The sequence below is a fragment of the Pontixanthobacter aquaemixtae genome (genome assembly GCF_009827395.1).
Lineage (GTDB): Bacteria > Pseudomonadota > Alphaproteobacteria > Sphingomonadales > Sphingomonadaceae > Pontixanthobacter > Pontixanthobacter aquaemixtae.
Map to the genome: position 1 here is coordinate 557,883 of NZ_WTYX01000001.1, position 14,478 is coordinate 572,360.

The 14,478-nt window shown below is 59.4% G+C and carries 20 protein-coding genes; 15 read left to right on the forward strand and 5 right to left on the reverse strand.

All coding sequences use genetic code 11. The features are described from left to right. Positions 1-2: 2 nt before the first annotated feature. The 8 genes from thrC to GRI41_RS02760 all read left to right on the forward strand — a co-directional run bounded on the left by thrC (position 3) and on the right by GRI41_RS02760 (position 5,197). Complete coding sequence (thrC, locus tag GRI41_RS02725; RefSeq protein WP_160603199.1) at positions 3-1,415, forward strand: threonine synthase; 1,413 nt, start codon at positions 3-5, stop codon at positions 1,413-1,415. Further along, complete coding sequence (locus tag GRI41_RS02730; RefSeq protein WP_160603201.1) at positions 1,415-2,305, forward strand: class I SAM-dependent methyltransferase; 891 nt, start codon at positions 1,415-1,417, stop codon at positions 2,303-2,305. The genes thrC and GRI41_RS02730 overlap by 1 nt, the downstream gene beginning before the upstream one ends. Before the next feature lie 8 nt (positions 2,306-2,313). Next, on the forward strand, positions 2,314-2,685 hold the full coding sequence (locus tag GRI41_RS02735; protein WP_160603203.1) for a dihydroneopterin aldolase: 372 nt from the start codon (positions 2,314-2,316) through the stop codon (positions 2,683-2,685). Between the two features lie 5 nt (positions 2,686-2,690). Further along, positions 2,691-3,008 carry a Rossmann fold domain-containing protein gene (locus GRI41_RS02740; RefSeq protein ID WP_160603205.1) on the forward strand — a complete coding sequence of 106 codons (318 nt, stop codon included), beginning with the start codon at positions 2,691-2,693 and terminating at the stop codon, positions 3,006-3,008. Further along, positions 3,001-4,005, forward strand: coding sequence for a GTP 3',8-cyclase MoaA (gene moaA, locus GRI41_RS02745; protein WP_160603207.1), 1,005 nt, complete (start codon positions 3,001-3,003; stop codon positions 4,003-4,005). Before GRI41_RS02740 ends, moaA begins: the two co-directional genes overlap by 8 nt. Before the next feature lies 1 nt (position 4,006). Then, positions 4,007-4,249, forward strand: coding sequence for a MoaD/ThiS family protein (locus GRI41_RS02750; RefSeq protein WP_160603209.1), 243 nt, complete (start codon positions 4,007-4,009; stop codon positions 4,247-4,249). 3 nt (positions 4,250-4,252) lie between these two features. Next, positions 4,253-4,696: a molybdenum cofactor biosynthesis protein MoaE gene (locus GRI41_RS02755; protein WP_160603211.1), complete on the forward strand. Its 444-nt coding sequence runs from the start codon at positions 4,253-4,255 to the stop codon at positions 4,694-4,696. Positions 4,697-4,774: 78 nt separating this feature from the next. Continuing rightward, positions 4,775-5,197 (forward strand): hypothetical protein, encoded by a 423-nt coding sequence (locus GRI41_RS02760; RefSeq protein ID WP_160603213.1) that lies wholly within the window; start codon positions 4,775-4,777, stop codon positions 5,195-5,197. Here GRI41_RS02760 and GRI41_RS02765 read toward each other — a convergent pair whose 3' ends face one another. Both GRI41_RS02765 and GRI41_RS02770 read right to left on the reverse strand, forming a co-directional pair. Then, positions 5,198-5,839 (reverse strand): Crp/Fnr family transcriptional regulator, encoded by a 642-nt coding sequence (locus GRI41_RS02765; protein ID WP_235901033.1) that lies wholly within the window; start codon positions 5,837-5,839, stop codon positions 5,198-5,200. Positions 5,840-5,889: 50 nt separating this feature from the next. Further along, positions 5,890-6,393 carry a hypothetical protein gene (locus GRI41_RS02770; protein ID WP_160603217.1) on the reverse strand — a complete coding sequence of 168 codons (504 nt, stop codon included), beginning with the start codon at positions 6,391-6,393 and terminating at the stop codon, positions 5,890-5,892. A gap of 226 nt (positions 6,394-6,619) precedes the next feature. On the opposite strand from GRI41_RS02770, the gene rplU reads away from it, so the two are divergent. The 3 genes from rplU to GRI41_RS02785 all read left to right on the forward strand — a co-directional run bounded on the left by rplU (position 6,620) and on the right by GRI41_RS02785 (position 8,151). Continuing rightward, positions 6,620-7,105, forward strand: coding sequence for a 50S ribosomal protein L21 (gene rplU / locus GRI41_RS02775; RefSeq protein WP_160603219.1), 486 nt, complete (start codon positions 6,620-6,622; stop codon positions 7,103-7,105). A gap of 36 nt (positions 7,106-7,141) precedes the next feature. Further along, entirely contained in the window at positions 7,142-7,411 is a 270-nt protein-coding gene (gene rpmA, locus GRI41_RS02780) for a 50S ribosomal protein L27 (RefSeq protein ID WP_160603221.1), read from the forward strand. 212 nt (positions 7,412-7,623) lie between these two features. After that, complete coding sequence (locus GRI41_RS02785; RefSeq protein ID WP_160603223.1) at positions 7,624-8,151, forward strand: GNAT family N-acetyltransferase; 528 nt, start codon at positions 7,624-7,626, stop codon at positions 8,149-8,151. 47 nt (positions 8,152-8,198) lie between these two features. On the opposite strand, the gene GRI41_RS02790 is transcribed toward GRI41_RS02785, so the two are convergent. Further along, positions 8,199-9,077, reverse strand: a complete 879-nt coding sequence (locus GRI41_RS02790) for a metal-dependent hydrolase (protein ID WP_328600503.1) — start codon at positions 9,075-9,077, stop codon at positions 8,199-8,201. A gap of 180 nt (positions 9,078-9,257) precedes the next feature. On the opposite strand from GRI41_RS02790, the gene GRI41_RS02795 reads away from it, so the two are divergent. Then, entirely contained in the window at positions 9,258-9,974 is a 717-nt protein-coding gene (locus tag GRI41_RS02795; protein ID WP_160603227.1) for a thermonuclease family protein, read from the forward strand. 152 nt (positions 9,975-10,126) lie between these two features. Next, positions 10,127-10,735, forward strand: a complete 609-nt coding sequence (locus GRI41_RS02800; RefSeq protein ID WP_160603229.1) for a TetR/AcrR family transcriptional regulator — start codon at positions 10,127-10,129, stop codon at positions 10,733-10,735. Positions 10,736-10,775: 40 nt separating this feature from the next. Here GRI41_RS02800 and ygfZ read toward each other — a convergent pair whose 3' ends face one another. Beyond that, the gene (ygfZ, locus tag GRI41_RS02805; protein ID WP_160603231.1) at positions 10,776-11,507 is read right to left on the reverse strand and encodes a CAF17-like 4Fe-4S cluster assembly/insertion protein YgfZ; all 732 of its coding nucleotides are present in this window, start codon (positions 11,505-11,507) and stop codon (positions 10,776-10,778) included. Between the two features lie 221 nt (positions 11,508-11,728). Between ygfZ and pyrC the strand changes: the two genes are divergently transcribed. Next, entirely contained in the window at positions 11,729-12,760 is a 1,032-nt protein-coding gene (pyrC, locus tag GRI41_RS02810) for a dihydroorotase (RefSeq protein WP_160603233.1), read from the forward strand. Positions 12,761-12,764: 4 nt separating this feature from the next. Here the strand turns inward: pyrC and rarD are convergent, their stop codons facing one another. Beyond that, positions 12,765-13,673 (reverse strand): EamA family transporter RarD, encoded by a 909-nt coding sequence (gene rarD / locus GRI41_RS02815; protein WP_160603235.1) that lies wholly within the window; start codon positions 13,671-13,673, stop codon positions 12,765-12,767. 189 nt (positions 13,674-13,862) lie between these two features. Here rarD and GRI41_RS02820 point away from each other — a divergent pair, with 189 nt between their 5' ends. Next, entirely contained in the window at positions 13,863-14,327 is a 465-nt protein-coding gene (locus tag GRI41_RS02820; protein ID WP_160603237.1) for a glycine zipper 2TM domain-containing protein, read from the forward strand. The last annotated feature ends 151 nt before the right edge of the window (positions 14,328-14,478 follow it).

Consider the following 14,478-nt stretch of genomic DNA (forward strand, 5'->3'; position numbering starts at 1 on the left):
CGATGCAGTATATCTCAACTCGCGGAAGCGCTCCTGCGCTCGATTTCGAAGGCGTAACACTGGCCGGGCTTGCCAGCGATGGCGGGCTGTATGTTCCGCAAGAATGGCCGCGCTTTACCGAGGCGGAAATTGCCGGGCTCGCGGGCCTTCTCTATCCCGAACTCGCCGCGCGGATCATGACGCCTTTTGTCGGCAGCGCGCTATCGGCCGACGAACTGCGCGAATTATGCACCGCCGCCTATGGCCGATTTGCGCATGACGCGGTCACCCCGCTGAAGCAGTTTGATGAACAGCAATGGCTGCTGGAACTGTTTCACGGCCCGACACTCGCATTCAAGGATGTCGCTTTGCAATTGCTTGGGCGGCTGTTCGAAACCTTCCTCTCGCGAAGGGAAGCGCATCTCACGATTGTCGGCGCGACCAGCGGAGACACGGGCTCTGCAGCGATTGACGCGGTGGCCGGGCGCGACAAGATCGATATCTTTATGCTCCACCCCAAAGGCCGGGTGAGCGATGTGCAGCGCCGCCAGATGACGACGGTGCTTGCTCCCAACGTTCACAACATCGCGATCGACGGCAGTTTTGACGATGCGCAGGCATCGGTAAAACGGATGTTCAATGATCCGGCGATGGCATCGTCCAAAGGCGGGCGCTTCCGTATTGGCGCGGTCAATTCGATCAATTGGGCGCGGCTGATGGCCCAGGTCGTCTATTATTTCGCCGCTGCCCTGCAATTGGGCGCCCCGCATCGCAAAGTCGCATTTTCGGTTCCGACGGGCAATTTCGGCGATGTATTTGCAGGCTATGTCGCGGCCCGGATGGGTCTGCCGATCGAGCGATTGATCGTGGCAACCAATGTGAATGATATCCTCCACCGCGCGCTTGCGAACGGGGATTATTCGGCGGGTACGGTGACGCCGACCGCTGCTCCGTCGATGGATATCCAGGTCAGTTCCAATTTTGAACGTTTGCTGTTCGATTGCGGCGGACGCGATGGCGCGACCATGGCCAAGCAGATGCACGGGTTCGAAACGACCAAGGCCATGCAGCTAACCAATGCGCAGCGCGAAGGCGCAGCCGGATTGTTCACCAGCGCCCGTGCCGATGCCGATGACATGGCCCGTGCGATGCGCTGGGCGAGCGAAGCGGCGGGCGATATTATCGATCCGCATACCGCGATCGGGCTTCACGCCGCGCGCCAATCGGGCATCGCCGCCGATATTCCCGTTGTCACTTTGGCGACCGCGCATCCCGCAAAATTTCCCGACGCAGTCGAGCGGGCGACCGGCACCCGCCCGAGCCTGCCGCCACGCGTCGGTGACCTGTTTGCCCGCGAAGAACGGTTTGACGAATTGTCCGGCGATTACGATGCGCTTGCCGCTTATGTCGCAGAGCGGGCCACCGAGTCGGACTGATGGCGGAACTACGCGAAGCGCCGCTGTTGCTTCCCGGATCGTCGTGGGACGATTACGGGCTGGTCGATAGCGGCGACGGACGCAAGCTGGAACGGTATGGGGATTACCGTTTCATCCGCCCCGAACCGCAGGCCATGTGGCAACCGCGCCATGGCAATTGGGATTCGCATGGCGAATTCGTGCCGGGATCCGATGAAGATGGCGGCGGGCGCTGGCAATTCGACAAGCCGGTCCCGCGCGAAGGCTGGCCGCTCACATGGCGCGATGTCGGTTTCACCGCGCAATGCACGCCATTCCGGCATTTGGGCTTCTTCCCCGACATGGCGCCGGTATGGGATTGGATGCTTGAGCAGTTGGACGGGAAATCCGATGCAGAGACGCTCAACCTGTTCGGCTATACCGGGGTGGGATCGCTCGCATTGTCGGGGACGGGACGGGTCACCCATGTCGATGCTTCGAAGAAATCGGTCGCCCAAGCTCGGGAGAACGCCGCGCTTGCCGGGCTGGAGGATCGCCCGGTCCGCTGGCTGGTCGATGACGCAGCAAAATTCACCGCACGCGAAGTACGCCGCGGACGCCGCTATGACGGTATCATCCTGGATCCGCCCAAGTTTGGCCGCGGCCCTAAGGGGGAAACCTGGCGTATCGAACAGGGATTGCCCGATCTGGTTTCCGATTGCCGCGAACTGCTCGATCAAGACAGCAGGTTTCTGTTCCTCACGGTCTATGCAGTGCGCATGTCTAGCCTCGCTCTGGCCGGGCTGCTCGCAGAAATGTTTGGCGACATGCCCGGTTTGATCGAACATGGCGATCTGGCGGTACGCGAGGAAGGCGAAGCAGGGCGCTTGCTGCCCACGGCAATCTTCGCGCGTTGGTCCAATCGGAGTTAAAGACACTTATGGCCGATTCGCTGATCCTTGAAGTTGCCGATCTGGAGCATGATGTCCTGACCGGCATTTACTCGGAAGAAACGGGCAAACCGCAGCCGCTGCGCATTACCATCCAGGCGAAGCTCAAAGTCGCTGATCGTTATGATCCGGATACGCCGCTGGAAGCCAGCAAGAACTATATGGACCTCAAATTCGCGGCGACCGAAGCATTGCCCGAAGGCGTTCATTTCAAACTGATCGAAGCGCTGGCAGATCACATTTGCGAAACGCTGCTGGTGCAGGATGACCGGATCGAAGCGGTGACGGTAAAGATCGTCAAACTGGCTATCGCCGAAGCCAATGAGAAAATCGGCATCACCTTGACTCGCGAGCGGCGCTGACAGCCATGCAAGCGGTTTTGGCGATCGACACTTTGCCAGACACGGCGCTGGAAGCCGCCGCCGGATTTACCGCACAACACCTTCCCGCCATTCGCGAGCATTTGGGGCGGGGGGAGGATTTGGTCGTGGTGCTGCCACAAGCCGGCTATGACCACGCGGATTGGCGGCGCGCGGCGGTGCGCGATCTGGCGCGGGCATATGCACCGGTCCGGGTGAATTTCATCACTGCGGCGGCGCAAAACGCCGTCGATGCCTCGGTCGAATATCTCGCCGAGGCCCCCGGCGTGACCGGTCAATATCTGCCCCTGAACGCCGATGGATAATCCCGCGCCACTGGTTGACGGTTTTAACCGGCGCGTTTCCTACCTCCGGCTGTCGGTCACCGATCGCTGCGATTTGCGCTGCACCTATTGCATGCCCGAACGGATGACATTTCTGCCCCGCGCTGAAATTCTGACGCTCGAAGAACTTTACGGTCTGGCGCGCGGGTTTATGGAGCGCGGGATCACCAAAATCCGCCTGACCGGCGGTGAGCCTCTGGTTCGGCGCGATGTGATCTCATTTGTGAAGACGCTGGGCCGGCATGTCGGGAGCGAGCTCGACGAATTGACGCTAACCACCAATGCGACGCAGCTTGCCCAGCATGCGCAGGCGATTGCCGATGCAGGCGTGAAGCGCATCAATATCTCGCTCGACACGCTTGATCCCGAAACATTCCAGCGCCTTACCCGCCGCGCCGCATTGCCCATGGTTCTGGCCGGAATCGACGCGGCGCAGAAGGCGGGCTTGCGCGTAAAGCTCAATTGCGTTGCGCTCAAAGGGATCAATGATCGCGAAATCCCGCATATGATTGCCTGGGCGCACAAGCGCGGCTGCGAGCTCACCTTGATCGAGACCATGCCGCTTGGCGAAGTAGATCAGGACCGCGCCGATCACTATCTGCCGCTGCCTGCAGTTATGGATGATCTGGACGAACGCTGGACGCTGGTGCCATCAACGCACACGACCGGCGGCCCGGCGCGATATTTCGATATTGCGGAAACCGGCGGGCGGCTTGGTATGATTACTCCGCTAACCAACAATTTCTGCGCCGGCTGCAACCGGGTGCGCGTAACTGCCACGGGTCAGCTTTATCCCTGTCTCGGCGGGGGCGAATGTGTTGATTTGCGCAGGGCGATGCGATCGGGTGATCCGCAGGGCAATCTCGCCGCCGCGCTGGACACTGCGATGCGGATCAAGCCCGAACGCCATCATTTCCGCATAGAAGAGGCCGGGGCAAAGCCTGCCCAGCCGCGCCACATGTCGATGACAGGGGGGTGAAATGACCGCGCGTATTCTATTCCTGGGCCCGTTGGCTGACCTGGCAGGGGCCGCTGAAATGCAGGCGCAAACCCCGCTCGATTGGGCTGGCCTGCTCTCGCTGGTCAACGCAGAAACAAAGGCCGAATTGCAAAATGAACGCATCAATGTCGCTTGCGGTGGCAAGGTTTTGGCGGTGAAATCCGAACTGATGGCGCAAGACGGTGACGAGGTCGCCTTGCTCCCGCCGGTAAGCGGTGGCTGATTAATGCGCGATATCCGCCTGCTGACCAATCCGTTTGTACCCGGCATGCTGATTGGTCCATTCGCCAATGCCAACCCCGGACTGGGCGGAATTTGCACTTTTGTAGGCGAAGTGCGCGGGGAGGGCGGCGTCGAGGCGCTGGAGCTGACCCATTACGAGCCGCTGACGCTACCCGGAATGGAAGAACTGGCGGACACGGCCTGCGCGCGCTTCGGTTTGATGGGGCTGCTGATGGTCCACCGGATAGGCAAACTGCGTTGCGGAGAACCGATCGTCTGTGTGTCTGCTGCGGCCAAACACCGGCGCGGGGCTATCGACGCGGTCGATTTTTGCATGGATCACCTCAAGAGCGCGGCATGGTTCTGGAAGCGCGAAAAGCGGGCTGACGGGTGGCACTGGATCGAGCCGCGCGATCAGGACCACGCCGATTTGGCGCGGTGGAAATAATTTTCGCAAATTTGATCGAGATCAAAGCGCAAAGCGGGCTTCGGGTTCAAACATGTCTCCAACACCAAGGAGACTGTCATGTCCAAGCATATTTCCCGCCAGATCATTGCCGAACGCGCAATCGTAAAAACCGGATTGGAAACCGTTCCGGAAGCTGACCGCAGCTTCAATTTGCCAACCGGCCTCTACATCACAACCGCTGGCCTGTATTTCGCGTTTCTGGCGATCATGGCCGTGGGGTTCTCGTCTCCCGGGCTGATTGTTCCGATGGGGATCTTCGTGATCTTCCTGACCGCATTCTTTGGCCTTGCAGCGCTGTTCGTAAAAATTGACCCGGCTGCAAAATCGAAAATCATCCGCTGGAGCCAGCTGCGTTCGCAGGGAATCGATACTTACACCGGGCGCCTCTCGATGAAGGACACAATCATCCAGATGCTGATCCTTCCGGTGCTGATCGTAATGTGGGGGCTGGCGGTCACATTAATCGCTGCGCTGGTCTGATCAGGGGAGCAGATCACTCGCAAGCTGCAGCCGCGCGGGGTCGACCAGTTCGATCCCGCGCGTTCCTCTTTTTGCAATTAAACCGCCGCGTTCGAGCTTGGTCAGCTGGCGGCTGACCGTTTCGATCGTCAGGCCGAGCAGATTGGCAATCTCTCCGCGCGACAGCGGCAGATCGAACACGGTTGCCGGATGGCATGGGGAATCGCTCGCCGCTTGCGCCAGGGACAGGATCAGCGCGGTGACTTTCTCAGACGCGCTGTTCTTTCCGGTCAAAGCGAGCAGCGCCCGCGATGCGTGAAGATCTTCCTGCGCGCGCCGGAACAGCGCCTGAGTGAGAGCAGGATGGCGATCGAGCGCCCGCTCCATTGCCGATCGCGCGAAGACGCACAGATCGCAATCGGACAGGGCGACCACATCATAATCGGCAAAGGGGCGGAAAAGCTCTCCGATAAAACCGGCGGGGTGGATGAGCGCCAGAATCCGCTCTGTCCCGTCATGATCGGTGGATGTCACTTTCATCGCGCCGGACAGCAAAGTCGCACAGGCAGCGTCGCTGTCCCCTGCGCGGAAGAGCGTTTCGCCTTTTGAGAGCTGCACGCTGCGACCGGCGGCAGCGAGCGTGGAGCGTTCTTCTTCAGACAAGACTGCGCAAGCCGCCCGATCGCGCACCGGGCACGTGGCGCAGGCCAGGCTCATCGCCCGAAATTGCCCCGCAATTCGGCCAGCACCCGATCCTCTTCGCGGACATAACCGATCACTTCGTCTCGGGCTGCGGCGACCGCTTGCCGTTGTTCGAAAGCGAGTGTGGCATCGACATAAAGCAGGTCGAGATCGCCCAACGCCACAGCGGTTACGCTGCGCAGTGAATCGAGATCGGCCATCGCAACCTGCGCGGCGGCCCAGGAATCGCTGGTCACCGCAGCACCCACACCCGATGCCACCGTGCGGCGCGCACGAGGTGCGGCGGCCATAAAGGCGCGGTGGCTATTTGCTGATTCGGCGCGAATCTGATCAAGTTGCCCCGCGATTTCCGCGCGAAGCGGCGCCGGTTCAAGCGGTTCGGGCGCTTCGAAGAATCCACTGACCCGTTCGGCATCACGAATCGCGAGCGAGGGATAGGTTTTTCCCGAGGAAGCGCAGCCAGCGAGTATGGTGCAGCTGAGCAGGACCGATAGAGTGAGCGTGCCGTTTCGCATTGCGCCCCCTTTAGCACGGAGGAATAGGCTTGCCAGCCCGAAGCGCGAAGTTGCGGCGAACCGCTAAGCGCAGATTGGCAAAAAACCCGGCGCAAAACGTTGACTTGCGCAGGTCATTCGCTTATCGGCTCCCTTCTTTCCGGCGAACTGCCTTTCCGGCGGTTCATTGGGTGCGCCGTTTTTACGATGAAAGCGGCACTACAGATAAATTGAAAGTGATACGACCATGTTCGCAGTAGTGCGCACTGGCGGCAAACAATACCGGGTTGCTGCTGGAGACAAGATCGCCGTTGAAAAGCTGGCTGGCGAAGCCGGTGACACCGTAACTCTGGGCGACGTTTTGCTCGCCGGTGAAGGCGATTCGATCGCCGACGCTTCGAAAGTGTCGGTTTCGGCTGAAATCATCGCGCAAGCGAAGAGCCAGAAGGTCGTTGTCTTCAAGAAGCGCCGTCGCCATAATTACCGCCGCAAGGCAGGCCACCGTCAGCAGATGACTCTGCTGCGGATCACCGATGTTGGCTCTGGCGCGAAGAAGGCATCGGCCAAAAAAGCTGACGAGCCGAAGAAAGCTGCTCCAAAGAAGGAAGCTGCAAAAAAGGCACCAGCCAAAAAAGCAGCTCCGAAGAAAGAAGCCGCTGCCAAGAAAGCACCAGCTAAGAAAGCCGCCCCTAAAAAGGCAGCTGCCAAGAAGAAACCAGCCGCTAAGAAATAAGCGCGGTCAGATCAGATTTTCGAAGAGTAAGAGACAATGGCACATAAAAAAGCAGGCGGTTCAACCAACAACGGTCGCGACTCAGCAGGTCGGCGCCTTGGTGTGAAGAAATTCGGCAGCCAGGAAGTGATTCCGGGCAACATTATCGTGCGCCAGCGCGGCACCAAGTTCTATCCTGGTGCCAATGTCGGCATGGGCAAGGACCACACTCTATTCGCCCTTCAAGGCGGCCGAGTGCGCTTCCACGGCGGCAAACAGGGACGCAAATATGTGTCCGTGGATATGGTAGCCGAAGCCGCAGAATAACCGGATGATTCATTGACGGGATCATCCACACAGGATGGTCCGTCGAGCAATCGGCAAACTCCAGAGGGAGATCGGCCCATCCTTTAAATAGGGGGCCGGTCTCCCTCTTGTCGTTTCTCCCTCTGGAACCAGCGAAAAGTGATTTCGCTGCAACGGGACTGTCATGCGCGCGGCCTAAGCGGCCCAGCGTGGGGCTTTGAGGAGAATACGTCATGTTCCATCGCACACAAAGGCTGTTCCTGCGGCCTGCCTGGCCAGAAGACTGGGAAGCGATCTATCGCGGCATTTGCGACGAAGGCGTGGTGCGCAATCTGGCGCGAGCGCCATGGCCCTATGAGCCCGAGCATGCGCGCGACTGGGCAAAACGGCCGCTTGATCCCTCCAGCCCGACATGGCTTATCACTTTGGCTGATAGTGGCGAGCTGGTGGGCTGCATCGGCATCGACCCGCATGATGGCGAGGTTGAAGTCGGCTATTGGATAGCGCGCGCGCATTGGGCGAAGGGTTTCGCCACCGAAGCCGGGCAAGCGGTGCTGGAAATCGCGCGAATGATGGGACATGCGCGGCTTGTGGCGAGCCACTATGTCGACAATCCTGCATCGGGCCGGGTGCTTAGAAAGCTGGGCTTCCTGCCGACGGGCAAGACCGAAAACCGCATGTCGATGGGGCGCGGCGAAAAGGTCCAGGCAACCGCCTATGTGCTCAATCTGGACACTACAGAATCATTGCGGGCGGCCTGACAGGGCCGCCCGCTTTGGTTTCGGATGATGCCGAGCCTTATTCGGCCCTATTCGGCGGGCATCAGAGCGTCGCTGAATTCGCCTTCATAGATCTTGATCAATTCGCGATCATCGTGGTCCCACGGGTGGAAACCCGGTTTGAAGTAAGCGAGCCATGCTGGGAAAATCCGGCGCACAACCCCGGGTGATACGGTCAGATATTTGAACAGACCCCAATGCGCTTTCCAGCCGGTGATCCCGTCTTGCGCCAACAGGTTGATCGAATCGACCCAGCGGTTCTTGAAGAAGCGGCCGGTAACCGAAACCATCACCAGGCTGCGCACTTTCCAGGCCTTCCAGCCGGACCAATCCTTGGTCGCGTGCTTCCACGTGTCATAGGCCACGCCCTTATGCTCGATCTCTTCGACCGCATGCCAGCGCCACATATCGCGCACTTCGGGATCGGCATTTTCGAAATGCTTGGGGTTGGCGAGGAATTCATGCGCCATCATCGCGGTGTAATGTTCCAGCGCCATCGTCACCGCCAGATTGGCAATTGCCGGACGGTCCTTGGTCAGCAGCAGCATCTCTTCCACGCGCTTGTCGATCGCCTTGATATCGTAACCGGCATTTTCGGCAAGCTTGTTGAACGCAATATGCTCGCGCGTGTGGTTGATTTCCTGCTTCACGAAGGCGCGGATTTCTGCGGCCAGCTTGGCATCGGCGCCGTCACGATGGGCTTTGACGGCTTCGATGAAGAAGGCTTCGCCGCGCGGGAAAGTGGCCGACAGCGCATTGTGCCATGCGGTTCCGAATGCATCACCCGCCCACCAGCGGTTGGGCTTGTTCTCACGGTTAAAGCGTTCGTCGCGAACGACAATGTCCAGATCCGAAGGGGTGGGGTTGGACGTCCGGGAATCAAGATCGATTTTTGCAGGCGCGTTCACGAAAAGCTCCATCTACTTACTAACATCAGTGTCAGTAAGCGTTACTTACATTGATGTCAATAGGCTTTGGGCATGCGAATGGCAGGTGCTGCGCTGCCTGTTGCTGCCAACACCGGACCGCCTCGCACACTGATTGGTAAGGATTTGCGCCCACAACGAAAGCCAGTGGTGGGAGCGTGCATGAAACAGTTTCTAGGATTGATGGCTTTCCTGGCCGCCATGTTCGGGGCGCCGCAAATGCTGGCTGCCCAGGTCGTTTCCGGCAAGGCTACCGTGATCGACGGCGATACTCTCGACCTGACGGGAACGCGCGTCCGCCTGATGGGGATTGACGCGCCAGAAGCCGGGCAGACTTGCAAACGAGAGGATGCCGAATGGCAATGCGGAAAAGAAGCCACCGACTTCCTGAAGTTAATTCTCCAGAACAATGAAGTCGAGTGCCGGACTACCGGAAGGGACACCTATGCCCGATTGCTCGCCTTTTGCTCTAGTGGCGGGCATGATCTGGGTTTGGGCCTTGTCGGGGCGGGACTGGCTGTTGTGTCGAACGACGGGCCCGAAGAATACAAGCTGGCACAGGAAATCAGGATTACCCACAAGATAGGCATCTGGGGTTCCGAATTTCAGACACCAGCGGAATGGCGGGCAAGCCATCCCGAGCTGTTCAAACCCGCGCAAGAGCAGCAAAAACCGCAACAGGCGAAAAGACAGCGTCCAACGCCAGAGCGGGTTTACCGGAACGAATTTGGCTGCGCTATCAAGGGAAACCGGAATCGCCGTGGCCAGTGGATCTATCACCTGCCGGGCCGGCCATATTACGATCAAACCCGCCCCGAAGAACTGTTCTGCACCGAATCGCAAGCACGCCGCGCCGGTTACCGCAGGTCGAAAGCCTAGCTCGAGCCTGGGCTGTCTAACAAACGAGATGGCCTGACAGGGCTTCGAAATTCTCGCGGATGACGTGCAGCCTGACTTGTCGGGCGCATTCCCCCGTTCTAGGTCATTGCTAGCTGCCGGTTTCAGGCAGAATCAACCAGGCACAGGTGTCAATGGCAACGCGCAAAAGACTGAGTCCCGAAGAATCGCGAAGCACTGCTTTGGATGCGGCCAGGGCGCTGCTGATCGAAACCGGGCCGCAATCGGTCACGTTGAAAGCGGTTTCGGCGCGCGTGGGGCGCACGCATGCCAATCTGCTGCATCATTTCGGTTCGGCTTCGGGGCTGCAACGGGCGCTCGCTGCGCATCTGGCACAGACCGTGTGCGAGACGATCAAGGATGCGGTCCGGGCGAGCAGGGCAGGGCTGGGCAGCCCGCGTGAAGTGGTTGATCTGGCGTTTGACGCGTTTGACAAGGAAGGCGCTGGCGGCCTTGCCAGCTGGATGCTGCTGACCGGCAACGAAGATGCGCTGGACCCGATTATCGAGACTATTCACGAACTGGTCGATGAAATCGCGCCCGAAGAGGCAGAGGACCACCGCGGCGTGATGGCGATGCATGAAAACACGCTGACTTTGGTGCTGCTGGCATTGGGTGATGCGCTGATGGGCAAGGCGCTGTCGCGCGCGCTCAATCTGCCCGAAAGCGCTGCGCGCGATCGCGCAGAGGCACTGCTGACCGATTCAATCGCGTCGATCGCTCCAGAGCAATGCTGCGATTGAGCATGCCGGGTTTGGCGCCAAGTCGCTCAAACTGACGAGATCACTTGGATATGGTTCCCATCCAATCGGGAACAAGCTCTGCCGGAATATCCGCCACGCGCAGATGATCGACTGCCAATCCCAGCTCCGGATAGGCAGCCTTCTGCCGCTTTTCCTCGGATTGTTCGAGCGGGACCACGACCAGCCGCCGGTTGACCTTCTGCCGCCAATTCATCCGCGCGGTGTTTTCCTGACCGATATAGCATCCCTTGTCGAAGCTGACGCCGTTGAGTTCGACCGCATTGGTTTCCAGCCAGAGAATGTCGGCCAGCTCTGCGCTGCCTTCGGGCACGCCCAGCGCCAGACGGTGCGCGCGCCATTCACTGTCAGCCGCATCATCGGCTTCACCAGCCGGGCCGATCCAACGTTGGCCCAATTCGGCAAGGCGCGGATCGGGCGTTCCGCCAACCCCCAGCTTGGGCTGCCAATAGACGGCCGCCCCATCATCGCGCGCGATCTCTATCTTTCTGCGCAACCGGTAAAGCGATAGCCGTTTGACCAAGGCATCAGCTTGCTCGGCCTCGCAATCGAGAAGCAATTCGCCGTCATCGCCCCTCCACACCAAAAAATCGAACATCGCCTTGCCCTGCGCGCTGAGCAGCGCGGCATAGGCCGGCAGTTCTCCGGCAATATCGTTGGTGACGAGGCCCTGGAGGAAATCGGCCACATTCTCCGCTTCGTCCTGCGGAGTAAGGCGGATGATGGCGCGATCAAAAAGGCGGGTGTTGGGCATGGAGTGAAAGTGGCCATTTGCCCGGGTAAATCAAGAGCAGGGCGGCAGTCGGGCCTGTCCTACTCTGCGCAGATATGCCAAGGGTCGGCTCATGAGCGAACCACAATCCCGACCGAACGCGCTGCCGATGCAGAGTGAGCCCGGCATGTTGGGAATGGGCCGTTTTCTCAATCAGGACTGTGGTCCATGTGGTCCATGTCTCAAGGAAACTTGCTAGAAACATGAACGAAATCACCATCCGCCGCCCCGATGACTGGCACCTGCACTTCCGCGATGGCGACATTATGCGCGGCGTTGTTCCCTACACAGCGCGGCAATTTGCAAGGGCGATTGTGATGCCCAACCTGTCACCGCCAGTAACCGATGTTGCGGGCGCAGCGGCCTATCGGGAACGGATTCTCGCGGCATTGCCTGCCGGTTCGGACTTTACCCCGCTGATGACCTGTTACCTCACCGATGAAAGCGACGCAGACGAGATCGCGCGCGGGTTTGAGCAAGGCGTATTTACCGCGGCGAAACTCTATCCCGCCAACGCCACCACCAATTCAGCACATGGTGTCAGCGACATTCTCAAACTCACCTCCGTGCTGGAACGGATGCAGCAAGTCGGCATGCCGCTGCTGATCCATGGCGAAGTGACCGATCACGATGTCGACATTTTCGACCGGGAGAAAGTGTTTATTGAGCGCACCATGCGCAAGCTTGTGGAAGACTATCCCGGTCTGAAAATCGTGTTTGAACATATCACCACCGCGGATGCCGCCACTTTCGTCCGCGATGCCGGGCCGAATGTTGCGGCCACGGTGACCCCGCAGCATTTGCACATCAATCGCAACGCGATGCTGGTTGGCGGGATTAGGCCGCATGCTTATTGCCTGCCTGTTGCCAAGCGCGAGACGCACCGGTTGGCGCTCCGCAAAGCGGTTACATCAGGATCGCGGAAGTTCTTCCTCGGCACCGACAGCGCACCGCACGCCAAAGAAGCCAAGGAAACCGATTGCGGCTGCGCGGGAATCTTCAATGCGCCTTACGCGCTGGAAAGCTATCTGGCGGTATTTGAAGAGGAGGGCGCGCTCGACAAATTCGAAGCATTTGCAGCCGAGAACGGCCCCGATTTCTACGGCCTGCCGCGCAATGAAGGGACCATCACTTTGCGCAAATCGGGCGCAGACGTGCCCGCGACTTTGGATGCCAACGGGACGACGATCGTTCCGTTCCATGCTGGCGAAACGCTCGGCTGGACTTTGGATTAGGCTGTCAGATTTTGGCTGGAACGGGCTTTTTCCGGCGTGACCACAAATCCCAGACAAACAGCGCCAGCGCGATCCAGATCAAGATGAAACAGGCGAGCTGGACCGGCTTGAGCTCTTCCTTGAACACGAACAGGCCCAACAGAAACACCAGCGTCGGGGCGAGGAACTGGATGAAGCCAAGCGAGGAATAGTCCATTCGCCTCGCGGCCACCGCAAACAGCAGCAAAGGAACCGCAGTAACCACGCCGCCCAGCATGATATAGACGCTGAGCGTCACATCTTTGGTAAAAGCAGATCCCTGCGGCAATCCGGCATAGTAAAACGCGATTGCGGCAGCGGGCAGCAGGAGAATGGTCGATTCAATCGTCAAGCCGGACAGCGAACCCACCGCGACCTGCTTGCGTAGTAAGCCATAGGTGCCGAAACTGATGGCCAGCGTCAGGCTGATCCACAATGTGGTCACCGCGCCCGCCGCCAGAGTGGCGACACCCGATGCCGCAAAGCCCACCGCGATCCATTGGCGGCGGCTCAGCTTCTCTCCCAACAGCAGCGTGCCAAGCAAAACATTGAACAGAGGATTGATGTAATATCCCAGACTGCCGGCATAGACATATCCGTTCTGGATCGCCCAGATATAGGCGAGCCAGTTGACCGCGATCAGCATCGAGGAAGCGAGCAAAGTGAGCATGGTCTTCCGGCAGCGCAAGGCTGCGGCCACTTCGCCAAATTGCTTTCGGAAGGCCACGATGATGAGACATAGCGGCAGCGTCCAGATGATCCGCCAGCCAACGAATTCAAACGGCGGGACCGAATTGACCAGAATCAGATAGAGCGGAAGCAGCCCCCACATTGTGTAGGCAGCCACGGCGGCGGGAAGGCCGGATGGCGTTGGTTTGGGGTCCTGATCGCTCATGGATGGCCCATAGAGTCCGTAGATCGGGCTCGCAAGCAACGTTTCATCCGCTGCAAAGGCTCGGTTCGTCGGGAATTTGCTATTCTGACGCACGCGTTGCACGCCGTTCATAAAAAGCGCCATATTTATGAACTCAGCGGACGAATCGACTCCTCCCTTCGCCCGTTCAATTACGTGAAGGAAAGAACTATGACGCTGAAAACATTCAAAACCGCCGCAATTGCAATTGCTGTCCCCTGCCTTGCAATTGCCACTCCCGGCACCGCAGCTTCTGCTGCCGAATTCGCCGCTCCTGCGGCCCCGGCACCGCAATTTGCGACATTCCAGACCGAAACGGTTGCCGCACATAAACGCGGGCGTGGCCATAACCGTAAACACGCCCGTGGTCATTATGGTGACCAGCACCGCGGTGACTATGGCTATCGCGGAGAGGCTGTCCGTCGTGACACGCGGATCTGGCGCGGCCGCGACGGGCGCTATTACTGCCGCAAGGAAGACGGGACCACCGGTTTGCTGATTGGCGCAGCAGTTGGCGGCTTGGTCGGCAACGAGCTTGCCGGAAACGGTGACCGCACGCTGGGCACAATCCTGGGCGTAGCTGGCGGTGCAATTCTGGGCCGCGCGATTGATCGCAGCAATTCGCGCTGCCGCTAAACTTCCATTTCTACGCTTCAGCTGTTCCCACCGGCAGCTGCAGCGCGGTTCAGCGAGCCGTGTAGGGCGCCTGGCACTCCTCTTCGAGAGTCAGGCGCCCATTCTGTGCCCGTCAAGTTTCCCTAATAGGGACACCCAGAATTTTAACTCT